The sequence below is a fragment of the Methanimicrococcus hongohii genome (assembly GCF_032594095.1).
In the GTDB taxonomy this organism is placed as follows: Archaea; Halobacteriota; Methanosarcinia; order Methanosarcinales; family Methanosarcinaceae; genus Methanimicrococcus; species Methanimicrococcus hongohii.
The window spans coordinates 380,249-401,231 of the sequence record NZ_CP131059.1; the positions used below are offsets into that span (position 1 = coordinate 380,249).

15 protein-coding genes are annotated in these 20,983 nt (G+C 43.2%); 9 read left to right on the forward strand and 6 right to left on the reverse strand.

Annotated features, from left to right (window positions below):
• Window positions 1-145 precede the first annotated feature (145 nt).
• Both MmiHf6_RS01715 and MmiHf6_RS01720 read left to right on the forward strand, forming a co-directional pair.
• Window positions 146-1,810 (forward strand): oleate hydratase, encoded by a 1,665-nt coding sequence (locus MmiHf6_RS01715; RefSeq protein WP_316557988.1) that lies wholly within the window; start codon window positions 146-148, stop codon window positions 1,808-1,810.
• A 474-nt stretch (window positions 1,811-2,284) separates the two neighbouring features.
• The gene (locus tag MmiHf6_RS01720; protein WP_316557989.1) at window positions 2,285-2,554 is read left to right on the forward strand and encodes a hypothetical protein; all 270 of its coding nucleotides are present in this window, start codon (window positions 2,285-2,287) and stop codon (window positions 2,552-2,554) included.
• A gap of 147 nt (window positions 2,555-2,701) precedes the next feature.
• On the opposite strand, the gene MmiHf6_RS01725 is transcribed toward MmiHf6_RS01720, so the two are convergent.
• The 5 genes from MmiHf6_RS01725 to MmiHf6_RS01745 all read right to left on the reverse strand — a co-directional run bounded on the left by MmiHf6_RS01725 (window position 2,702) and on the right by MmiHf6_RS01745 (window position 7,590).
• On the reverse strand, window positions 2,702-4,003 hold the full coding sequence (locus tag MmiHf6_RS01725; RefSeq protein WP_316557990.1) for a phenylacetate--CoA ligase family protein: 1,302 nt from the start codon (window positions 4,001-4,003) through the stop codon (window positions 2,702-2,704).
• A gap of 90 nt (window positions 4,004-4,093) precedes the next feature.
• Window positions 4,094-4,348 (reverse strand): hypothetical protein, encoded by a 255-nt coding sequence (locus tag MmiHf6_RS01730; RefSeq protein WP_316557991.1) that lies wholly within the window; start codon window positions 4,346-4,348, stop codon window positions 4,094-4,096.
• Between the two features lie 244 nt (window positions 4,349-4,592).
• Window positions 4,593-4,796 (reverse strand): hypothetical protein, encoded by a 204-nt coding sequence (locus tag MmiHf6_RS01735; protein WP_316557992.1) that lies wholly within the window; start codon window positions 4,794-4,796, stop codon window positions 4,593-4,595.
• Between the two features lie 379 nt (window positions 4,797-5,175).
• Window positions 5,176-6,516, reverse strand: a complete 1,341-nt coding sequence (locus MmiHf6_RS01740; RefSeq protein WP_316557993.1) for an NAD(P)/FAD-dependent oxidoreductase — start codon at window positions 6,514-6,516, stop codon at window positions 5,176-5,178.
• Window positions 6,517-6,729: 213 nt separating this feature from the next.
• Window positions 6,730-7,590 carry a methanogenesis marker 8 protein gene (locus MmiHf6_RS01745; RefSeq protein ID WP_316557994.1) on the reverse strand — a complete coding sequence of 287 codons (861 nt, stop codon included), beginning with the start codon at window positions 7,588-7,590 and terminating at the stop codon, window positions 6,730-6,732.
• 607 nt (window positions 7,591-8,197) lie between these two features.
• Between MmiHf6_RS01745 and MmiHf6_RS01750 the strand changes: the two genes are divergently transcribed.
• The 7 genes from MmiHf6_RS01750 (at window position 8,198) to MmiHf6_RS01780 (ending at window position 17,413) form a co-directional block, all read left to right on the forward strand.
• Window positions 8,198-9,364, forward strand: coding sequence for an LL-diaminopimelate aminotransferase (locus MmiHf6_RS01750; RefSeq protein WP_316557995.1), 1,167 nt, complete (start codon window positions 8,198-8,200; stop codon window positions 9,362-9,364).
• Between the two features lie 191 nt (window positions 9,365-9,555).
• Window positions 9,556-10,296 (forward strand): UPF0280 family protein, encoded by a 741-nt coding sequence (locus tag MmiHf6_RS01755; RefSeq protein WP_316557996.1) that lies wholly within the window; start codon window positions 9,556-9,558, stop codon window positions 10,294-10,296.
• A 247-nt stretch (window positions 10,297-10,543) separates the two neighbouring features.
• On the forward strand, window positions 10,544-11,362 hold the full coding sequence (locus tag MmiHf6_RS01760) for a mechanosensitive ion channel family protein (protein ID WP_316557997.1): 819 nt from the start codon (window positions 10,544-10,546) through the stop codon (window positions 11,360-11,362).
• Window positions 11,363-11,920: 558 nt separating this feature from the next.
• Window positions 11,921-12,142, forward strand: coding sequence for a hypothetical protein (locus tag MmiHf6_RS01765; RefSeq protein WP_316557998.1), 222 nt, complete (start codon window positions 11,921-11,923; stop codon window positions 12,140-12,142).
• A gap of 139 nt (window positions 12,143-12,281) precedes the next feature.
• Window positions 12,282-12,650 (forward strand): DsrE family protein, encoded by a 369-nt coding sequence (locus MmiHf6_RS01770; protein ID WP_316557999.1) that lies wholly within the window; start codon window positions 12,282-12,284, stop codon window positions 12,648-12,650.
• Window positions 12,651-13,018: 368 nt separating this feature from the next.
• The gene (gene hmgA, locus MmiHf6_RS01775) at window positions 13,019-14,263 is read left to right on the forward strand and encodes a hydroxymethylglutaryl-CoA reductase (NADPH) (RefSeq protein WP_316558000.1); all 1,245 of its coding nucleotides are present in this window, start codon (window positions 13,019-13,021) and stop codon (window positions 14,261-14,263) included.
• 273 nt (window positions 14,264-14,536) lie between these two features.
• Window positions 14,537-17,413, forward strand: coding sequence for a heavy metal translocating P-type ATPase (locus MmiHf6_RS01780; RefSeq protein ID WP_316558001.1), 2,877 nt, complete (start codon window positions 14,537-14,539; stop codon window positions 17,411-17,413).
• Window positions 17,414-18,135: 722 nt separating this feature from the next.
• Here the strand turns inward: MmiHf6_RS01780 and MmiHf6_RS01785 are convergent.
• Window positions 18,136-20,766 (reverse strand): valine--tRNA ligase, encoded by a 2,631-nt coding sequence (locus tag MmiHf6_RS01785; protein ID WP_316558002.1) that lies wholly within the window; start codon window positions 20,764-20,766, stop codon window positions 18,136-18,138.
• Between the last annotated feature and the right edge of the window lie 217 nt (window positions 20,767-20,983).

Genomic DNA, 20,983 nt, shown 5'->3' on the forward strand with positions numbered 1-20,983 from the left:
TACTTATTATTTTAAACAAAATATATATAAAACAAAATCAATACTATGACGGTTTATAATAATCCGTTTATTCGGATTTGAATGAATTAATAAAATTCAAAAATTTAAAAATCAAAATAAATAAAACGAAAACGAGGTTAACACAATGGCTAAAGAAAAATGCGACAGACATGCTTATTTTATCGGCGGCGGCCTTGCATCACTGGCAGGCGCTGTTTATTTGATTCGAGATTTTGCCTTTAAGGGCGAAAACATTCACATTTTAGAATCGTTGGACATTCTCGGCGGCAGCAACGACGGCATCGGCACGCCTAAAGAAGGATTTGTCTGCCGCGGCGGACGTATGCTCAATGAAGAAACGTATGAAAACTTTTGGGACCTGTTTCACACGATTCCTTCATTGGAGCGCCCGGGACTGTCCGTCACGGATGAAATTTTGGAATTTGATCACGCGCACCCGACGCACGCCAACGCGCGCCTGATTGATAAAGACGGTTCCGTTTTAGATGTCATGTCTATGGGATTTGACAACAGCGACCGCATGAAATTGACAAAATTGATGGTTGAGCCTGAAAGAAATTTGGACAACTTAAGAATCCGTGATTGGTTTTCGCCGCATTTTTTCACAACGAATTTTTGGTACATGTGGCAAACCACATTCGCTTTCCAGGAATGGTCAAGCGTTTGCGAATTGAAGCGTTATATGAACCGCATGATTTACGAATTTTCAAGAATTCAAACGCTCGAAGGCGTGACAAGAACGCGTTTCAATCAATATGATTCTCTTATCGTTCCGCTGAAAATGTATTTGGAAGATTTTAATGTGGATTTCAATTTGAAATGTACCGTGACGGATATTGATTTCAAGAATACCGAAGATCCGGAAGAAATCATCGTCAGACGTATTCATTATGTCCGCGGAAACGGTAAAGCCGGCACAAAAAGCAATGACAACAGCAAAACTGATAGTAAAACCGAAAATAAAGCTGAAAGTAAAAACGGCGTCATCAATTTAAAGAAAAAAGACATTTGTATTTTCACTTGCGGCTGCATTACCGACAATTCCGATGAAGGCGACTTCAAAACGCCTGCCCGCTATCTCCCCGACAATCCGCCGTCTGCTGATTTATGGAGGAAAATTACCGCGAAAAAACCGGGGCTCGGAAATCCGGAGCCGTTTTTCGGTCATCCCGATGAAACGAAATGGGAATCATTTACGGTCACTTCAAACGGCGATAAGCTTTTGCAAATGATTGAAAAGTATTCTCGAAATGTTCCGGGAAGCGGCGCTTTGATGACATTTAAAGATTCTTCATGGCGCATGTCAATTGTGGTTGCCGCGCAGCCGCATTTCAAAAATCAGCCGGAAAATCAAACGATTTTTTGGGGCTACGGTCTTTATCCCGACCGCGTCGGCGATTATGTGAAAAAGCCGATGATTGATTGTACCGGCGAAGAAATGTTAACGGAATTGCTGCACCATCTTCATTTTGAAGACGAAGCGGATGACATCATGAAAGATGTCGTCAATGTCATTCCGAGCATGATGCCTTACGTCGACGCGCTTTTCCAGTGCCGCGCCAAAGCGGACCGCCCGAAAGTCATTCCGAAAGGTTCAAGAAATTTCGCAATGGTCGGTCAGTTTGTTGAACTTCCGAAAGATATGGTGTTTACGGAAGAATATTCCGTGAGAACCGCGCGCTACGCCGTTTACAAATTGATGGGATCGGACAAAAAAGTCCTGCCGGTCACGCCTTACAACAAACAGCCCGAAGTTTTGCTTCGCGCGCTGAATACGATGTATCGCTGAAATTTGAAAGCGAAAACAAGAAAATCAGGCAAACGCCTGATTCTTTTTTATTTTTGAGGGCTGCCGCCGCGCGCGAGCCGCTCCATTTTTATTTTACTTTTTCAAAACTTGTCGTTCATTTTTGTTTTATTTTCATCGGAAACCTAAACATCCGATTTTAAGAAAATCGGTGAATCTGAACGCCCGATAAAACCCAAATCTTAATTTTTAAATTTTCGATAAAAGAAGGCGTTCCGTTTTTGAAAATTTTAGTTAAAAAAGATGTTTCAATCAATTTTAGATTTGATAATATTTCTAAAACCGCCCCCGCAATTTGAGTTCCGGGCGGCGCGAAGCGGCGAACCGGACTTGAAACGCAGTTTCAAGTTTCCGAGCGCAGCGAGGAAACGAGACTTGGCGGATTCTTCCCATACGAAACAAAAACTTCAAAACAGCTGATATTTAATTGCATTTCCGCTCCTGCAAAGTGCTTTCTTGCAACTGTCTTTTGCTGTCAGCTTCCGGCTGAGCCTGCTCATCAGCAACTGTATTTTAATTTGTGCTACTGTCAATCGTGTTTATGCTGCCGCTGCTGCCTATATGTTTCTGGTTCTGCTGCTACCTTCCGTTTTCGGTTTCCGCTTGCCGGTCAGGTTTGCATCGCAGTTGCCGCTGCCGGCAACCGCAGCAGCTGCCGCCCGCCGCGCGAGCCGCACAAATTTTTATAATTTTTCGAAAAAATGCTCCCCGTTTTGTGAAAAATAAAATGAAAACGAGTCTCGGTTTTTATGAAATAATGAAGAAAAAAATGAAAAAGAAAAAAGAAAAATAAAATGAAAAAAAGTGAAAATAAAAAGTGAAAAAAAGTGAGTGAAAAAAGTGAATGAAAAAATGAATGAAAAACCGCTTCGTTTAAAGCGGCGCTCTGTTATCAATCACTCTTTTTGCTTTGCCGCCCGTTCTTTCAATGCTTCCGAATTCAAGCAAATCAACGCTTGTTCGAATGGAAAGCACGTTCATCAAATCAGCGACAACACGCTGCTGAATGCGCTCAAGCTTGATAATGTCGTCTGTAAACGCGTCTTTTTCAAGCTCGACTTGAACCGTCATTTCATCAAGATTTTTGGAATTTCGCGTCAAAATGATTTGGAATTGATTCGTCACTTCCGGAATCTTTGAAATCACGTCTTGAACCTGTGTCGGGAAAACATTGATGCCGCGAACGATAATCATGTCATCGGCGCGTCCGATCATTCTTGAAATTCGAGTTGAGCAGCGACCGCATTCACATTCGGGTTCAAGCAATCTTGTGATGTCACCCGTTTTGTAGCGGATGTTGATCAAACCTTCTTTGGTAAGCGACGTGAGAACAAGTTCTCCTTTTTCGCCTTCGGCCACTTGTTCGCCGTTTTCATCCAAAACTTCGACTAAAAAGTGGTCGTCCCAAATGTGCATGCCGTCTTGGCAGGTGCATTCAAAAGCGATTCCGGGGCCGAACATTTCGGACAAACCGTAAGAGTCGTACGCTTTGATTTCAAGCATATCTTCAATTGTTTTTCTCATGTTTTCCGACCACGGTTCCGCGCCCAAACATCCTGTTTTGAGCTTCAATTGATCAACAAGATTATTATCAACAGCGGTTTCCGCAAGGTAAAGCGCATACGAAGGCGTACAGTGCAGCGCTGTGACGCCGAAATCGACCATCATTTCAAGCTGGCGAAGCGTGTTGCCCGTGCCGGCCGGAATGGCGGTGGCGCCGAGCGTTTCAATGCCGTTGTGAATGCCGAGGCCGCCTGTGAAGAGGCCGTAGTTGACTGAATTTTGAAAAACGTCTTTGTGAGACAAACCGACCATTGTGAAATTGCGCGCCAAAAGGTCGCCCCATGCTTCAATGTCGTGTTTGGTGTAGCCGACGACTTTGGGTTTTCCGGTCGTTCCGGACGAAGAATGGATGCGGACGATGTCATCTATCGGAACGGCAAACATGCCGAACGGATAGTTGTCGGTGAAATCCGAGCGCAGCGTGTACGGTAATTTAGAAGCGTCTGCAAGCGAACGAATGTCGTCGGGGTGGGCGCCTGCGTCATCGAATTTACGCTTATAGAACGGAACGTCCCGGTAAACCGTTTTGACGGCTTTTTTAAGGCGCTTGAATTGGAGTTTTTCCATCTCCTTTCGATTCATGGTTTCGATTTTTTGGTCCCAAAATTTCACGATGACACCTGTATTTGTTTTTATGATGTTTTAAATTTTAATTGAATGTGTTAATGTAAAGCATGATAGAGCCTGTCATGCTATATAAAATCACGGCTTTGAAAAAACGAATATAATTAAAAAACGACGGTCGGGTTCAAAAATAAAATAATAAATGGAGCAACTCGCGCGCGGCGGCGGCAGCTGCTGCTGTAACGCAAACTTAGCTGAAAAGCGGAAACAGAAACCTGATTGGCAGCAGTGACCGTAAAAACAGTTGCAGACCGGCAGCTTTAGCAGGAGCTTAACACAGCTGAAAAAGCTGACTGTTTTTAGTTTTTGTTTCTTTTGGAAAGAATCCGCCAAGTCTCAATTCCCTTCGCTGCGCTGCGGGAATTTCAACTTGCGGGGGCGGTATTTTGTCTTTTCATTCATTAGATTTTCAACCGAAACATCATTTTTATCAAATTTCATCAAAAACGGAACGCCTTCTTTTCTCCAAAATCTAAACATTTAATTCGGGTTTTATCGGGCGTTCAGGTTCACCGAGTTCTTAAAATCGGATGTTTAGGTTTTCGACGTTGAAAACAAAATAAAAACGCGGAGCAAATTAAAAAAATAAAAATGCGAGGCAAGTTTGAAAAATAAAAGAAAAATGGAGCAACTCGCGCGCGGCGGCGGCAGCTGCTGCTGTAACGCAAAACTGATTGGCAGCGGCAATCATAAAAGACAGTTGCAGATTGGCAGTCTCGGTCGGGTCAGACAGCAGTAAAAGACAGTTGCAAGAAAATACTTTGCCGGAGCCGAAAAACAATTAAAAGTCATGACTGTTTTGTATTTTTCGTTTCGTACGGGAAAGAATCCGCCAAGTCTCAATTCCCTTCGCTGCGCTGCGGGAATTTCAACTTGCGGGGGCGGTATTTTGTCTTTTCATTAATTTTATTTTCAACTGAAACATCATCTTTCATTAAAATTCATCACAATGGAACGCCTTCTTTTCCAAAAATCTAAAACATTTTAAATCAGGGTTTTATCGGGCGTTCAGGTTCACCGAGTTCTTAAAATCGGATGTTTAGGTTTTCGACGTTGAAAACAAAATAAAAACGCGGAGCAAATTAAAAAAATAAAAATGACAGAAAAGTTTGAAAAATAAACGAAAATGAAGCCAATCGCGCGCGCCGCCGCGGCTTCAATCAAAGAAGTGTTTTAATAAAAGTCCCGAATAATTTCGCCATTTTCAGCGAATGTTTGGAAAGCATCAGTTTTTGAATCAAAACGGAAGGATGATCCATGTCGCCGTATTCGGTAATCAAATCCAAAATTTCGGGATCGTTCAGCTCGTTAAAGATTTTATTCATTTCTTCATCGGTCAGCTTCATTCTGTAATCATGAGCGCGCATACCGATATCCAACTCCCGCCCGAGTTCTTTTTTCCAGCGTTTTTCATATTCCGACATTTTCTTTTCGGAAAAATCATTTTCGGCAATCGCTTCCGCCGCAACTTTCGCGGCAATCTTAGCCGCCACCGCGCCCGTGTAAATGCCGCCGCCGGAGACAGGCTTGCACTGCCCCGCAGCGTCTCCGACAACCATCAATCCGGATGCATATGTTTTTTTCATCGGGCCGATCGGAATGCCGCCGACAACAAAATCAGAACAACCCGCCTGAATTTTTTCGCTGATGACGGGATTTGAAAGAAGATGATCCAAAAAATCTTTCGCCGACTGATTTTCCGTTAAATTATTTTCCGTTAAATTATTTTCCGTTAAATGATTTTCATTCCTTGAGGAACGATTTCCTTCCGAAATTTGTGAAACAGATTTCGGATCAATTGCCAGCCCGATTCTTGAAACCGTTTCGGAAACAGGAATCGACCACGCGAAAAATCCGGGGGCTTCCGTTCCGACAAACATTTCAACAAATTCTTTGTCTTCCGTTTTATAATTCGCTTCGATTTGAATTCCTGAAAGCACTTTTTCACAAGGCGAAAGACCCGCAAATTTAGAAATGCTGCTTCTGACACCGTCAGCCGCAATAATCACTTTGGCGTAAAGCGTTTTTCTTTCGCCGCCGTGCAGAATTTCAAGCGCTTTACATTTCAATTTCATATCGTTCGACATATTACCTGAATCGCCGGCAACAACAACATCTTTTAAACCGACGGCCTGTGCTTTCATCAAATATTCGGCGCCGGCATTTGCCGCTTTTTCCGCGATTTTTCGATCAAACATTTTTCGAGAAACAACGTACGCTTTCGTTTCTTTGCCGACGATTTTGAGTTGTTTTCCCGACGGCGGATAGACTTTCGCGCCTTTCACGGAATTATAAACAAAAAAAGAATCCGGCGTCATATCCGTTTCCCGCAGAGCAGCAACGCTGAGAAGACCGGCGCATTGAACGGGAGAGCCGATGCTTGCGTTTTCTTCAACCACCAAAACGCGTTTGATGCCGTTTGATTTTGCATATCGGGCAGCGGTCGAACCTGTCGGGCCGCCGCCGACAATGATAAGATCGTAAATCATTTCAAAATCCAAAGCTTTTCCTCAATTCGTTTTTTAATTTTATTTTAAAATTTCACTTCGATTTTTATTTCAATTATTTTGATTTTTTATTCCAATTTTATTTCTGTTTTTATTCCATTTTATTTCTGTTTTTATTCCATTTTATTTCTGTTTTTATTCCATTTTATTTCTGTTTTTATTTCAATTGTTTCTGTTTTTATTTCAACTGATACCGTTGTCATTTTGTTATTTCGGCTGCTTCTGCTCCGGCAAATACGGCAGAGGCATTGTGTTGACAAGCAGCGTGCTGTTCACATATTTGGCGCGCTCCAAAAGCAATTCTTTGCCGTTTTGGGTCAGCGCAATCAGCGGAACAGATGTGCCGACTTGAAGAAGCGGTTTGACTTCTCTTAAACATTTAGAAGCGCAAAGCGTAATGATGTCCGCGTTTTCTGCCATCATTTTTGAGTCTTCTCTTGAAAAACCTGTCGTGTGAACGCCGATAATCGTAAAAGAAATGTCGTTTGATTCTTTTAATTTTTTAAATTCTTTTTCATATTTTCGAATCGCTGATGCGGTTTTTGCGCTTGCCGTCGTCACCGCGATTTTTTTGTAGCCGAGTTCGACCGCCTTTTTCGCGCCGGCGAGCGAATCGATGACGGCTGTCATTTCATCCAAAACGATTCCGTTTCGGTCTTTGATTTTTTGAATCGTTTCGGGAATCGGAGACGTTTCAACGAGTCCGGACATTCTGGCGCCCATGCCTTGGACAAGTGACGGATTATTTGTAATGACCGTTCCCGCGCCGTCGCAGACGCTGACAGACGTGTCAATAATACCGTGCTGAAGTCCCGACATCATTGTTTCAGACGCGCCGAAGCCGACAAAATCTTCAAAATCATCAAGCAGTCGATCTTTTGTGAACAAACCGAATTTTTCGATGCGGAATTCCATGTTTTCTTTGATTTTTTCGGGCGTAATTTCCTTGATGCCGCGCGCTTTTTCAAAAAGAGAACACCATTTGATTTCAGGCTCGGTCACCTCGACAACTTTGCCGTTTTCAACGACAACGCGGGCATTTCCGACCATTTCCATGACGTGACGCATAAATCTCACCAAATTTGATTTAATTTAATTCTAAATTAAATTCAACTTTTAATTCCGGATTCAGATTTAATTTTCAGATTTAATTTCTAAATCTAAATCAATTTCTAAATCAATTTTTAAATCAATTTTTAAATCAATTTTTAAATCGATTTCTAAATCTAAAATTAATTATCCTAAATTAAAATTCATGACGTTTTTGCAGACAATTTTACAGATAATTTACAGACAAATTCCTCATTTCACTAACCATTTGTCATTTTAAAAATGTTTCGTCGCATTTTGTTTTTTAATCCGCGCCTGAAATTGTTTGTATTTTGTTGAAAAACAAGGCGCAAAATATTAAATGCTGAATACCGTACCCCGAAAAGAGAAATGTACGAACCATTTTATAATTTGTATTTGTCTGATTAGATTAAATTTAGATTTCAAAATTTAAATTAAATTTAAATTAAATTAAATTAAATTAAATTTAAACCAAATTTAAACCAAATTTAAACCAAATTTAAACCAAATTTAAACCAAATTTAAATTCCATCATTTAAATTCCAAAATTATTTTGTAATTTTTGTTAAACCATTCTGAACTTTGAGAAACTTAGAGGAATATTATGAAATACGCAGAACGAATTGAAACGCTTCCGCCTTACCTTTTTGCATCCATTGACGAATCCAAGCAAGCCTTGATTGACAAAGGCGTTGATGTGATCGATCTCGGCGTCGGCGACCCCGACAGACCGACGCCCAAACACATTGTCGACTCTATGGTTCAGGCCGTTGCCGATCCGAAAAACCATCAGTATCCGTCTTATACGGGACTTTTGGCATTCAGAGAAGCGGCCGCCAAATGGTGTAAAGACACGCGCGGCTTGGATTTTGATCCGAAAACGCAAGTCTTGTCTCTCATCGGCTCCAAAGAAGGCGTTGCGCACGTTCCGTTCGCATTTGTGAATCCCGGAGACATTGTTCTCTGCCCGAATCCCGGTTATCCCGTTTACGCAATCGGCACAAAATTCGCAGGCGGCGTTCCTTATGACATGCCGCTTCGCGCAGAAAACGATTTCCTGCCGGACTACGAAGCCATTCCCAAAGACGTTCTTCAAAAAACAAAAATGATGTTCCTCAACTACCCGAACAATCCGACGGGTGCCGTTGCCGATAAAAAATTCTTTGAAGAAACCGTTGAGTTCGCCAAAGAAAATGACATCCTTGTCGTTCACGACAACGCTTATTCCGAAATGGTTTACGACGGCTACAAAGCGCCGAGTTTCCTCGAAGTCGACGGCGCGATTGATGTCGGCATTGAAATGTATTCCATGTCCAAAACGTATAACATGACCGGCTGGCGCCTTGCTTTTGCGGTCGGCAACAAAGAAATGATTGCCGGCTTCGGGAAAGTCAAAGCCAATATTGATTCGGGCGTTTTTGACGCCGTTCAGCGCGCAGGAATTACAGCACTCACTTCATCCCAGCAATGCGTTTCCGACATGAACAAAGTCTATCAGGAAAGACGCGACGTTCTCGTCAAAGGTTTGGCTTCTGTCGGTTTAGAAGTGAAACCCAACAAAGCAACTTTCTATCTCTGGTGTCCCGTTCCCGAAAGCACCAATTCGATGGACTTTGCCAAGCTTCTTTTAGAAGAAGCAGGAATCGTTGCAACGCCCGGTGTCGGCTTCGGCAGCGCCGGCGAAGGGTTTGTCCGCTTCGCGCTCACAAAAGAAGTTGACCGCATTAACGAAGCGGTTGCCAGAATGGATAAAATCCGTTCCAAAATTTGAGAATTTTGATGATTTAAGTCAAATTCAAAAATATTTCAAAATTTAAATTTCAGCTTAAACTTCAATAAATTTCAAAACAGAATCAACCGGAATCCATTTCCGATTTTTTCTGTTTCTTCTTCCTTTTATTTTTTCATTTATTTTTTTCATTTTCATTTTGAATTTAATTCATTTCAAATTTGTTGGTTTTCATGTATCAAAAAGAGCATTTTCAGTATAAGCAGACGATTGTAACGATTTTAGCGGACAAAGCCGAATTCATTGAAATCGCGAAAGATGAAATTCTTAAAAATCGTTTGATTATTGAAAATTACATTGCTCAGAATCCTTTTTTTGAAGTGACGCTTGAAGGTTACGATTTGGATGAAAAAGCGCCGCCGATGATTCAAAAAATGATTGAAGCCGGCAATATGTTTGATATCGGTCCGATGAGCGCTGTCGCGGGAACGATTGCCGGGGCTGCCGTTGAAAAAATGAAAGACAGCGGCGCGAATTTTGCGCTTGTCGATAACGGCGGCGACATGGCAATTTATAATAATGGATATAAAAATGGAAATAAACCGCTTGTCGTCGGCGTTTATGCCGGCAACAGCAGTGTCACAGATCTCGGTTTTTCAATCGAGCCGTCTGATGACATTCTCGGAATTTGTACATCATCGGGAACGGTCGGTCCTTCCATCAGTTTCGGAAAAGCGGATGCCGCAATTATTTTTTCAAAAAATCTGCCGCTTGCCGATTCGGCGGCGACGGCTCTCGGGAACGCGCTGAAAGAAGAGGGGGCTGAAAATATTGAAAAAGCGCTTTCTATTGTCTCAAATGTTGAAGGAATTGACGGCGCAGTTTTGATTCAAGGAAACGATATCGGTTTTGTCGGGAATGTTCCGAAATTGATGAAAGCGAATGTTGACTACGATATGATTACAAAAGGTTGACAAACCAAATGAAAAAAACGGAAATCAATTCTAAAAATATTTATAAAAATAGATTAATAATCAACTTCTTTAATGATTCGTTTTGATTGGTTTAGATTGGTTTATATTTTAAATTTCAGAGGTATTTATAATGGCTTTACTTGTTGATGTTAATTTATTGGAGCGTTTTGAGACAACAATTAATAATATGATAAAATACTTTATAGATAATCTCCCTGAACTTGTTTTTTGTTTCATTATTTTTCTCGTGACTGTATTTGTCGCAAAAATCGTTGAAAACCGCATTAATAAATATTCCGGAAAGATTCAGAAAAGAATGCGGATGGACCCGACGAAATTTACGATGCTCAAACACGTGGCGGTCGGTTTTGTTTACATTGTCGGCCTGATTATCATTTTTTATACGATTCCTTCGTTAAAATCGCTTTCAACAACGCTTCTTGCCAGTGTCGGACTGCTCGGTATCGTCATCGGTATCGCCGCTCAAGATACGTTCGGCAATATTCTTTCGGGAATCGCGCTTGTCTTTTTCCAGCCGTTCCGCGTCGGCGATTTGATAACGGTGGGCGGCTATTACGGGCGCGTGACTGACATTAATCTGCGCCAAACAACGCTTTTGACAAGCGATGATCGTGTCATTTTGATTCCGAATTCCGTTTTAAACAAAGAAACCGTCATCAATTGGACGTTGGATGATCCGGTTGTCCAATGGTCTTTTACCGTTCAGATTTCCAACAATTCGGATGTGGATACCGCTCGTCAAATTCTGATTGAAGAAGCCAAAAAGAATCCGAATGTTTTGACGCGCGAGGTCATGGTCCGCAAAAGACCGGACATCTTAAGCGTCATCCGCGCCCGCGTTTCAGGAATGGACGAAAAGGGAACGCTTTTGCTTTTGGATTTTTGGGTCAATGACCGCGACAACGCTTATTCGACGGAATACGCGATTCGCGAAGGCATTCTCAAAAGATTTGCAGAAGAGCCCGCCGTCAGTCTTCCGTCAACGCAAATCGCGCTTGCAACTTACGAGCCGCTGAATGTTTCGGTTCAAAATGAGAGTCATTAACGCTGTGACAGCAATCGGAGTTGCTCGCGCGCGAGTTGCTCCATTTTACTTTTATTTTTCAAACTTGTTTTGCATTTTTACATTTTTATTTTGTTTCAACACCGAAAACCTAAACATCTGATTTTCAGAATCGGTGAACCTGAACGCCCGATAAAACCCTAATCTTAAATTTTTAGATTTTCGATAAAAGAAGGCGTTCCGTTTTTGAAAATTTTAGTTAAAGAAGATGTTTCAATCAATTTAGATTAGATGAAATCTCAAAAACCGCCCCCGCAATTTGAGTTCCGGGCGGCGCGAAGCGGCGAACCGGACTTGAAACGAAGTTTCAAGTTTCCGAGCGCAGCGAGGAAATGAGACTTGGCGGATTCTTTCCCGTACGAAACGAAACATTCAAAACTGCTAATTGTTGATTGCTTTTCGGCTCGGCAAAGTGGTTTCTTGCAACTGTCTTTTACTGCTGTCTGACCTGACCGGGTCTGCTAATCTGTAACTGTCTTTTATGGTTGCCGCTGCCAATCAGGTTTGCGTTTCCGCTGCCGTGGCGGTTTGCATTTCCGTTTGCATCTGCTTTTTATCGTAATCTGTTGGCATTCTCGAACGTGCCGCTGTTACCTTCAGGTTTCTGTTTCCGCCTGCAAATCAGGTTTGCATCGCAGTTACCGCTGCCGGCAGCCGCAACAGCTGCCATTCGCCTCGCGCGAGCCGCTTCATTTCTCACAAAATTTCCAAAACACACCCGCCGTTTTGGATTTTCTTTCAATTTCACCCGTCATCGTTTAATTTACATCATTTGTCATTTTTTCGATCTATTTGTCATTTATTTATCACAAATTGTTCCGTTTTCGGGGTTACTTATAAATATATGTCTGATAAAAGTTGGATTCGTTTTACATGATTATTCATTGACGAGAGGTCCGTCATGTCCAAAGTTACAAAAGTTTTGATATTACTCAACGATATGGTGTATGAAAGCACAGCGCCGCAGCATGCTTTACGATTCGCGCGCTGCTACAGAAAACGCGGGATGGAAACCACCATTATGATTTGGGGTCCGATGGGCGCCATTATGACAAAAAAGAACAAAGTCGGCGGGGCTCAAAATTACGATGTCAAAATCCAAGAATGTCTGGATCTCGGCGTCAAAATCAAATGCTGCGAACTCGCGGCATCCATTATCGGCATGACACAAGATGAAATGATTCCGGGAACGGAAATCATCACAACAAAAGAATTGACCAACACCTTAATCGAATACACGGAAGAAGGTCAATTGATTATGTACGTTTGATTCAATTAAAATTCGATTGAATTCAATTTAATTCAATTAATGTTCGATTAAATTCAATTAACGTTCGAAAGTTCAATTAACGTTCAATTCAATCAAACATATTCAATCAAACATATTCAATCAAACATATTCAATCAAACATTCTTTCATTTTATTTTTATATGAAAAACGATTACTGTAAAAAGCAACAATTTATTTTATGAATTATTTATCACTGAATTTATTGTATCATAGAATTAATTTTATCATAGAATAATTTTATCATTGATTTTAATTTCATTGTCGTTTACCGTTTCAGATAATTTAAGAATTTTGAGAATAATTTAATTGAAAATACTCATACGAACAGCAACGGGAGATTGGTATTCATGTCTACAACAGATAAATTAACGGCTGATGAGAAAGCGCTTCTTGAAAAAATGATTTCGGGTGAGGTCTCTCTTCGCAAAATTGAAGAATATGCCGACAAAGACGGCTCGGCCAAGCTTCGCCGCGCTTATTTGGAAGCAAATAAGAACATTTCTCTTGACCATGTTTCAACTTATACTTTCGATACCGAAACGGTTGCCAAAAAGAACATTGAAAACTTAATCGGCGCCGTCCAAATCCCCTTAGGCGTTGCCGGCGAAATCACGATCAAAGGCGATTACGCCAAAGGAAATTACTATCTGCCGCTTGCGACAACCGAAGGCGCTCTTGTGGCAAGCGTTAACCGCGGCTGTTCTATTATTACAAAATCCGGCGGCGCAACCGTTCGTGTCTTTAAAAACCAAATGACACGCGCGCCCGTCTTCAAATTCAACAGTTTGGAAGAAACAAAAGACTTTTACGATTGGGTTTTGCTTCCCGAAACTTTTGATAAAATGAAGAAAACGGCGGACGCGACGACCCGCTTCGGCGAACTTTTAGAAGTTCAGCCCTTTGTCAGCGGCAACAATGTTCATCTCCGTCTCGGTTTTGATACAAAAGACGCCATGGGGATGAACATGATTACGATTGCGTCCGAAGCGATTACAAAGCTGATCGCCGACGAAAAAGGCGTCCCTTGCGTTTCGCTTTCCGGAAATATGTGCACCGACAAAAAACCGACCGCAATCAACGCAATTCTCGGCAGAGGCAAAACCGTTGTCGCCGAAGCGCGTTTAAAGGCTTCATTTGTTCAGGAAACGCTTAAATGCACGCCCGAATCCATGTTTGACGCGAATTACAGAAAGAACCTTCTCGGCTCCATGCGCGCAGGCGCACTCGGTTTTAACGCGCACGCCGCAAACATTGTCGCCGCGATTTTCCTTGCTTGCGGCCAAGATCCGGCGCACGTTGTCGAAGGCAGTCTTTGTATTACAGAAATGGATTTAGCCGACAACGGCGACCTCATCTGTTCCGTGACGATGCCGGCCGTAGAAGTCGGAACCGTCGGCGGCGGAACATCCATTGCAACGCAGCAGGAATGCTTAAAGCTGCTCGGCGTCGCGGGCGCGGGAGCCGTTCCCGGCGAAAATGCGCTTGCTTTGTCCGAGATTGTGACAGCTGCCGTGCTGGCGGGCGAAATCTCGCTCGTTGCGGCGCAGGCGGCAGGACACTTGGCGCGCGCACATGCGCAGCTTGGGAGATAATCATAAAAAATAAAATTTCAATATTTCTCCCAACTTTTTTCATTTTTTTCATTTTTCTTCAAATCTTTTTCACTTTTTTCAGAACTTCTTATTTTTAAATTTCATTTGTATCGCCAATATGTTATTTTTTGAACCGATTCGTGTTACGGCAACGGCGAACATATAAATATGTTGAATTTCGATTATGAATTAGTAACACTTTTGAATTAAAAGTTATTAAATTTATGAAAAATAGGTACCATTTTTCACACTCGTTTATTTTTGGTGTGTCCGATGAGCAAAAAAGAATATACATTGAAAGGGTTGGGCTGCGCCAACTGCGCGGCAAAAATAGAAGCAGGCATCAGAAAACTGAACGGCGTTAAAGACGCGTCGGTCAGTTTTGCAACGGCAACGCTGACGGTTGAGTTTGAAGACGGTTACGGCGGTGGCAGCGGCAGCGGCAGCAATGACAGCAGCAACAGTAACAGCAACAAAAGCGATGACCAAATCATTAACATTTTGCCCGCAATCGAAAAAGTTGTTCATTCAATTGAATCTCATGTTGTTGTTTCTGAAAAAGTGAAACGAACAGAACCGCCCAAATCAACATCTTCTGAAGAAACGGCGCCTAAAGAAACAGCATTCAAAACCGCGCCAAAAGCAGCACCTCCCGTAGAATATTTCCTGAAAGGACTCGGCTGCGCCAGTTGTGCCGCAAAAATCGAAGATGCCGTCGGCAAATTGGAAGGCGTCGAAGATGTATCGGTCAACTTTGCCATGGCAATCCTGTCATTCCGATTGAAAGACGGGTACAGTGTTGATACAATCAAATCCAATATTGAAAAAATCGTTCAAACAATTGAACCCGGCACGGAAGTTTTGGAAAGAGATAAACAAAGAAAAGGAATGACTGTTTTGAATTCCGTTAGCCGTCAAAAGCAAACCGTAACGCTTGGCGGAATTGAAACTATTAAACCAAAATGTGATGACGGATTGTGCGTTGATGAATCGTGCATTGATGAATCGTGCATTGATGAATCGTGTGTTGATGAATCGTGTGTTGATGAATCGTACAATACTGATTCATGCGATACTATCGGTTCCGATAAAACAAAGACTGAAACAAAAACTGCTGAAACAAAAACCTCAAAAACCGGTTTTTTTTCATCGCTTCAATTTTTTGACAAAAAAAGAGCCGCTCGAATCTTTATCGGCATTTTTGTTTATCTTCTCGGCATTTTGATTCACATTTCTCATGAGGCGGATCTCCCGATTCTTTCGGAACTCGGAATCGTTCATACCGCGCCGATCGAACTCATTATTTTCATCATCGCTTATCTGATCATCGGCGGCGATGTCGTTTACAAAGCCGTTCGCGGCATCGTGCGCCGTGAATTCTTTGATGAAAGTTTCTTGATGACGATAGCAACGCTTGGCGCATTCCTCCTCGGCGAATATACAGAAGCTGTCGCCGTGATGCTCTTTTATCAAGTCGGTGAACTCTTCCAGGAAATGGCCGTCAACCGTTCGCGCAAATCCATTTACGACATGATGGACATTCGTCCAGATTACGCTCACAAAATCAATTCAAATGACGGTTCAACCGGCGGGTCAAACGGCAGTTCCGGCAGTTACGAGACCGTTTCTCCGTATGATGTTGCAATCGGCGACTTAATTCTTGTCAAGCCCGGCGAAAAAGTGCCGCTGGACGGGACCGTTTTGTCAGGAAATTCAATGCTCGACACGTCTGCTTTGACGGGCGAATCTGTTCCGAGAACGGTTCACGAAGGCGACGCCGTTCTTTCGGGAAGCATCAACAAAAGCGGCACGCTGACAATCCGCGTTGACGAACTTTTTGAAGAGTCGACCGTTTCTAAAATTTTGGATTTGGTTGAAAACGCGGCGTCCAAAAAGGCGCCGACAGAGAAATTTATCACGCGCTTTTCCCGCTACTACACGCCGCTTGTAACGCTTGCGGCTGTTTTGATCGCCATTATTCCGCCGCTTGTTTTGCCCGGCGCGACATTTGAAGACTGGATTTACCGCGGCTTGGTTTTCCTTGTCATTTCATGCCCCTGCGCTTTGGTGATTTCCGTTCCGCTCAGTTATTTCGGCGGCATCGGAACCGCTTCCAAAAAAGGTATTCTTTTCAAAGGCGGCAACTATCTGGAAGGCTTGACGCTTGTCAAAACGGTCGTTTTTGACAAAACCGGAACTCTTTCCGAAGGTGTTTTTGATGTCGTTCGAATCGACCGCCCGACAAACTCGCCTTTCTCCGAAGAGGAAATTTTGACATACAGCGCCGCAGCCGAATCATTTTCAAACCACCCGATTGCCAATTCAATCGTGAAAGCGGCGGAAAAGAAAGGCATTTCAAATCAATCGACTGTCACGGAACACACGGAATATTCCGGACTCGGTGTCAAAGCAGCCATCGGCGGCAACGACAGCAGCAGCAACAACGGCGGCAAAACAATCGCTGTCGGCAATTTGAAACTGATGAAGCAGGAAAATGTTGCCGTTTCCGAAACAGCTTTGCTTTCCGGATCGGATGTTGAAACACATATTTATGTTGCAATTGACGGCGTTTTTGCCGGCAGGATCGCAATTTCCGACAGAGTCAAACCCGACAGCAAAGAAGCGCTGGCGCGTCTGAAGAAATCAGGTGTTGACAAAACGATTATGGTAACAGGCGATTCCGATAGGGTCGGCCGCGCATTTGCCGCCGATCTCGGTCTTGATGATGTTTATACGGAGCAGCTGCCGCATCAAAAAGTTGAAACGTTTGAAAAGATTGAAGCTGAAACAAAAACCGTCAACCCGAAATCAAAAGTTGCTTTCGTCGGCGACGGCATCAATGACGCTCCCGTTCTGACAAGAGCGGACATCGGCATTGCCGTCGGCGGTGTCGGATCAGATGCTGCGGTTGAAGCGGCGGACATCGTTTTGATGACCGGAGATCCGATACAGCTGGCTGACGCTTTTGATGTTGCCAAAAAGACGAAAGCGGTTGTTTATCAAAACATTATTTTCGCACTCGGAATCAAGTTTATTTTCATGATCCTTGGTGTTTTCGGCATTGCTTCCATGTGGGAAGCGGTTTTCGCCGATGTCGGCGTGACATTGATTGCGGTTTTGAATTCGATGAGACTTTTGAGAATGAAATAATTCTTGAGTCTCATTTTCTTTTTTGAAATTGGAATAAATTTCGAGTCTGTTTTTTTGAAAATTGAAAACTTCAGGTCTTGTTTTCTTATTTTTTTTGAAAGCTGTGCGGCTCGCGCGGGCGGCAGTTGCGTCTGTTGGCGGAAAACTGATGGCAAGCGGTAACTGTAACGGCAGGTAACAGCAACCATAAAAAGACAGTTGCAGACTGGCAGGCTCAGCCGGAGCCGGCAGCATTAAAAGACAGGCGTAAGAAAACGCTTTGCAGAAATGGAATGCAGCTGAAAAATCAAACTTTTTTTTGTTTTTCGTTTCGTGCGGGAAAGAATCTCCAACTCCTTCTTTCCTCCGCTGCGCTCGGAAACGCGTCGTTGGAGGGGGCGGTTTTCGAACTTTAATCCAATCTAAAAATTAATTGAAACATCTTCTTTAACTAAAATATTCAAAAACGGAACGCCTTCTTTTATCGAAAATCCAAAAATTTAAGATTGGGGTTTTATCGGGCGTTCAGGTTCACCGACTTTGAAAAATTGGATGTTTAGGTTTTACTGAAAAACAAAAAAAATGCACAACAAGTTTGAAAATCAAAATAAAAACGGAGCAATTCGCGCGCGGCGGCGCAGACAAAATGAAAGAAAAATAAAAAGAAAAGAGAAATTAAAACAAAAAATAAAACAAAAAAAGAAATAAAAAAAGAAATAAAAATAAAAAAGAAGTGATTGCAGTTATTTCACAATCACAATGACCGCTTCATCGACGTGAAGAATATCAATTTCACGACCGGCCAAAATCATTTCTTTCTTAATTTCAATCGCATCGGCACTGAGCTCAACGCTTTCGCCGGCAACATCAATCGTGATCGTTCCCGACGCTTTCATTTCTTCGGCAGTTTTTGGCGGCAGCTTTTTGAGCGCGCCGATAACGGCACCTGCTTTATCTCTGAACATCGGGCCGAGCATTCCCATATTGGGCTTCACTTCAACCGGAACAGATTCAAACTCGGGCGCGCCGGCAATCAAATCTGTCGGCGACGTCACAGTGTTTGAAATGTCAGCCGTGTCGACTTCCGCGTTGTAGATTTCAATCTTTTTAAGCGGCGCGTTAAGCGCCATTTTGTTATCCGACTTGTAGCAGCGAATCGCGCTCGTAATGCCTTTAATGAGTTCTCCCTTTTCATCGGCGTCAGCCGGAAGACCTTCAACTTTGGCGGGCCAGCTCTGCTGATGAACGCTTCCTTCCCCGATTCTTGAATACATTTCTTCCGAGAGGAACGGCGTAAACGGAGCGAGCAGCTTTGTCAGCGTCGAGACCGCCGTAAAAAGCGTGAATCTTGCCGCCGCTTTGCCGTCCGCGTCGGCGCCGTACAAGCGACCCTTAACGAGTTCAATATAATTGTCGGCCAAAACGTCCCAGGCAAAAACGCGAATCGCCTTAAACGCGTCGTCAAACTTGTAAATTTCCATCGCATCGGTGACCTCGTCAATCAAGCCGTTGAGCTTTGAGAGAAGCCAGAAATCAATCTGTTTCAATTTGGAAACATCAAAAGACGCAGCTTCTTTCTCGCCGAAATCATCCATATTGGAAAGCGAGAAGCGGTAAATGTTCCATAATTTCTGAATCAGTCGGGAAGCGGAAACGACATCATTCCATCTGAACATGACGTCAGACCCGACACTGCCGCCGAGCGCGCCCCATTGTCGGAAAGCATCCGCGCTGTGTTCAACCAAAACATCTTCGGGAGAAATGATATTTCCGAGCGACTTGCTCATCTTATGGCCGTCGGGACCCAAAACCATGCCGTTGATCATGATCGTCTCCCACGGAATTTTGTTTTCGATCGCTTCAGATCTGAGAATCGTATAAAACGCCCATGTTCGAATAATATCGTGGCCCTGCGGTCGAAGCTGCGTCGGTAAACGCAATTCTTTGTCGCTGTCCCAGCCGCTCACGTGAAGCGCGGTAAGCGATGAGTCCATCCAAGTGTCAAAGACATCCGTCTCGCCATGGAAATCATTCGCGCCGCACTTCGAACAGGCGACCGGCGGTTTTTCCTGCGTCGGATCAATCGGAAGCCAGGAATCATCGGCAATCAGCACGTCATCACATTTGTTGCAGTACCAAACCGGAATCGGCGTTGCGAAAATACGCTGCCTGGAAATGCACCAGTCCCATTCCATCGTGCTCGTCCAGTTTTCGAGACGAACTTTCATGTAATCCGGAATCCATTCGATTTGGTCGGCGCCTGCCAAAATTTCATCCTGTCTGACTTTGACGAACCATTGCATTTCAGACAAAATTTCAATCGGCGTTTTACAGCGCCAGCAGAGACCGACATTCTGATCCAGATCCTGCTGCTCGTAAAGGAATCCGCCGCATTTCAAATCTTCAATAATATTCGCCTTACATTCCGGAATGCTCATGCCCTGGTATTTGCCGGCAGCCGCCGTCATCTTTCCGTTTCTGTCAATGGCTTTTGTAATTTTCAAATTGTGCGTTTTCGTCCAGCGAATGTCCTGTTTGTCACCAAATGTACAAATCATAACGGCGCCGGTTCCGAATTCGGCGTCAACGTCGGCATCGGCAATGATCGGCACTTTCTGCCCGAAAATCGGAACGACAAGTTCTTTTCCGACAAACTTTCCGTATCGGGTGTCTTCGGGATTGACGGCAACGGCAGCGCACGCGCACAGCAATTCGGGACGTGTGGTCGCAATATGAACTTTTTCATTTTCATCTTCGGCGAGCGAGAAATAAAGGAAATTGAGTTTGGTGACATTGGCGCGGTATTCGACTTCCGCAAGCGCGATTGCCGTTTCACAGCGCGGGCACCAGTTGACCGGATGCTCTTCGTGATAAATGTAATCCTTTTCAAACATTTTTAAAAACGAGCGCTGTGTTTTGACGTAATAGGACGGTTCCATCGTGATGAATTCGTTGCTCCAATCGTTTGAAAAACCGAGTCTTTTCATCGTGTCTCTCATTTTGATGATGTTTCCGTGCGTCATATCTTCGCACATTTTTCGAAATTCGGCGCGCGGGACTTGATTTTTTGTAATTTTGTGCGTTTCTTCGACTTTCACTTCCGTCGGCAGTCCGTGGCAGTCCCAGCCCTGCGGGAACATGACGTTGAATCCGCGCATGCGTTTGTAGCGGGCGACGAAATCGATGTAGCACCAGTTGAGCGAGTTGCCGATATGGAAGTTTCCTGTCGGGTACGGCGGCGGCGTATCGATAATATACTGCGGTCTTGTGCGGTCAGCCCAATCAAAATGATACATGGATAAATCCCAAGCGTTCATCCATTTAATTTCAATTTCGGCGGCATTGTATTCTTTCGGAATTTCAGAGCCGGTCATAAAAATAAATCTCCTATTTCTAAAGTTGTTTCTAAGTTGAAAAATGTTGGTTGTTTTTGAAATAGGAATGTAAATAGAGTTTGGTTATAAAAAGGTTTTATTTAGCTTTAATTTTTAGCTTTAATTAATTCAACTAATAAAAAACTGAACACAATTAATTCACCTCAGTTATAAACGACAAATATATAACAGATTGAATTCTCTTATCTCATATCAG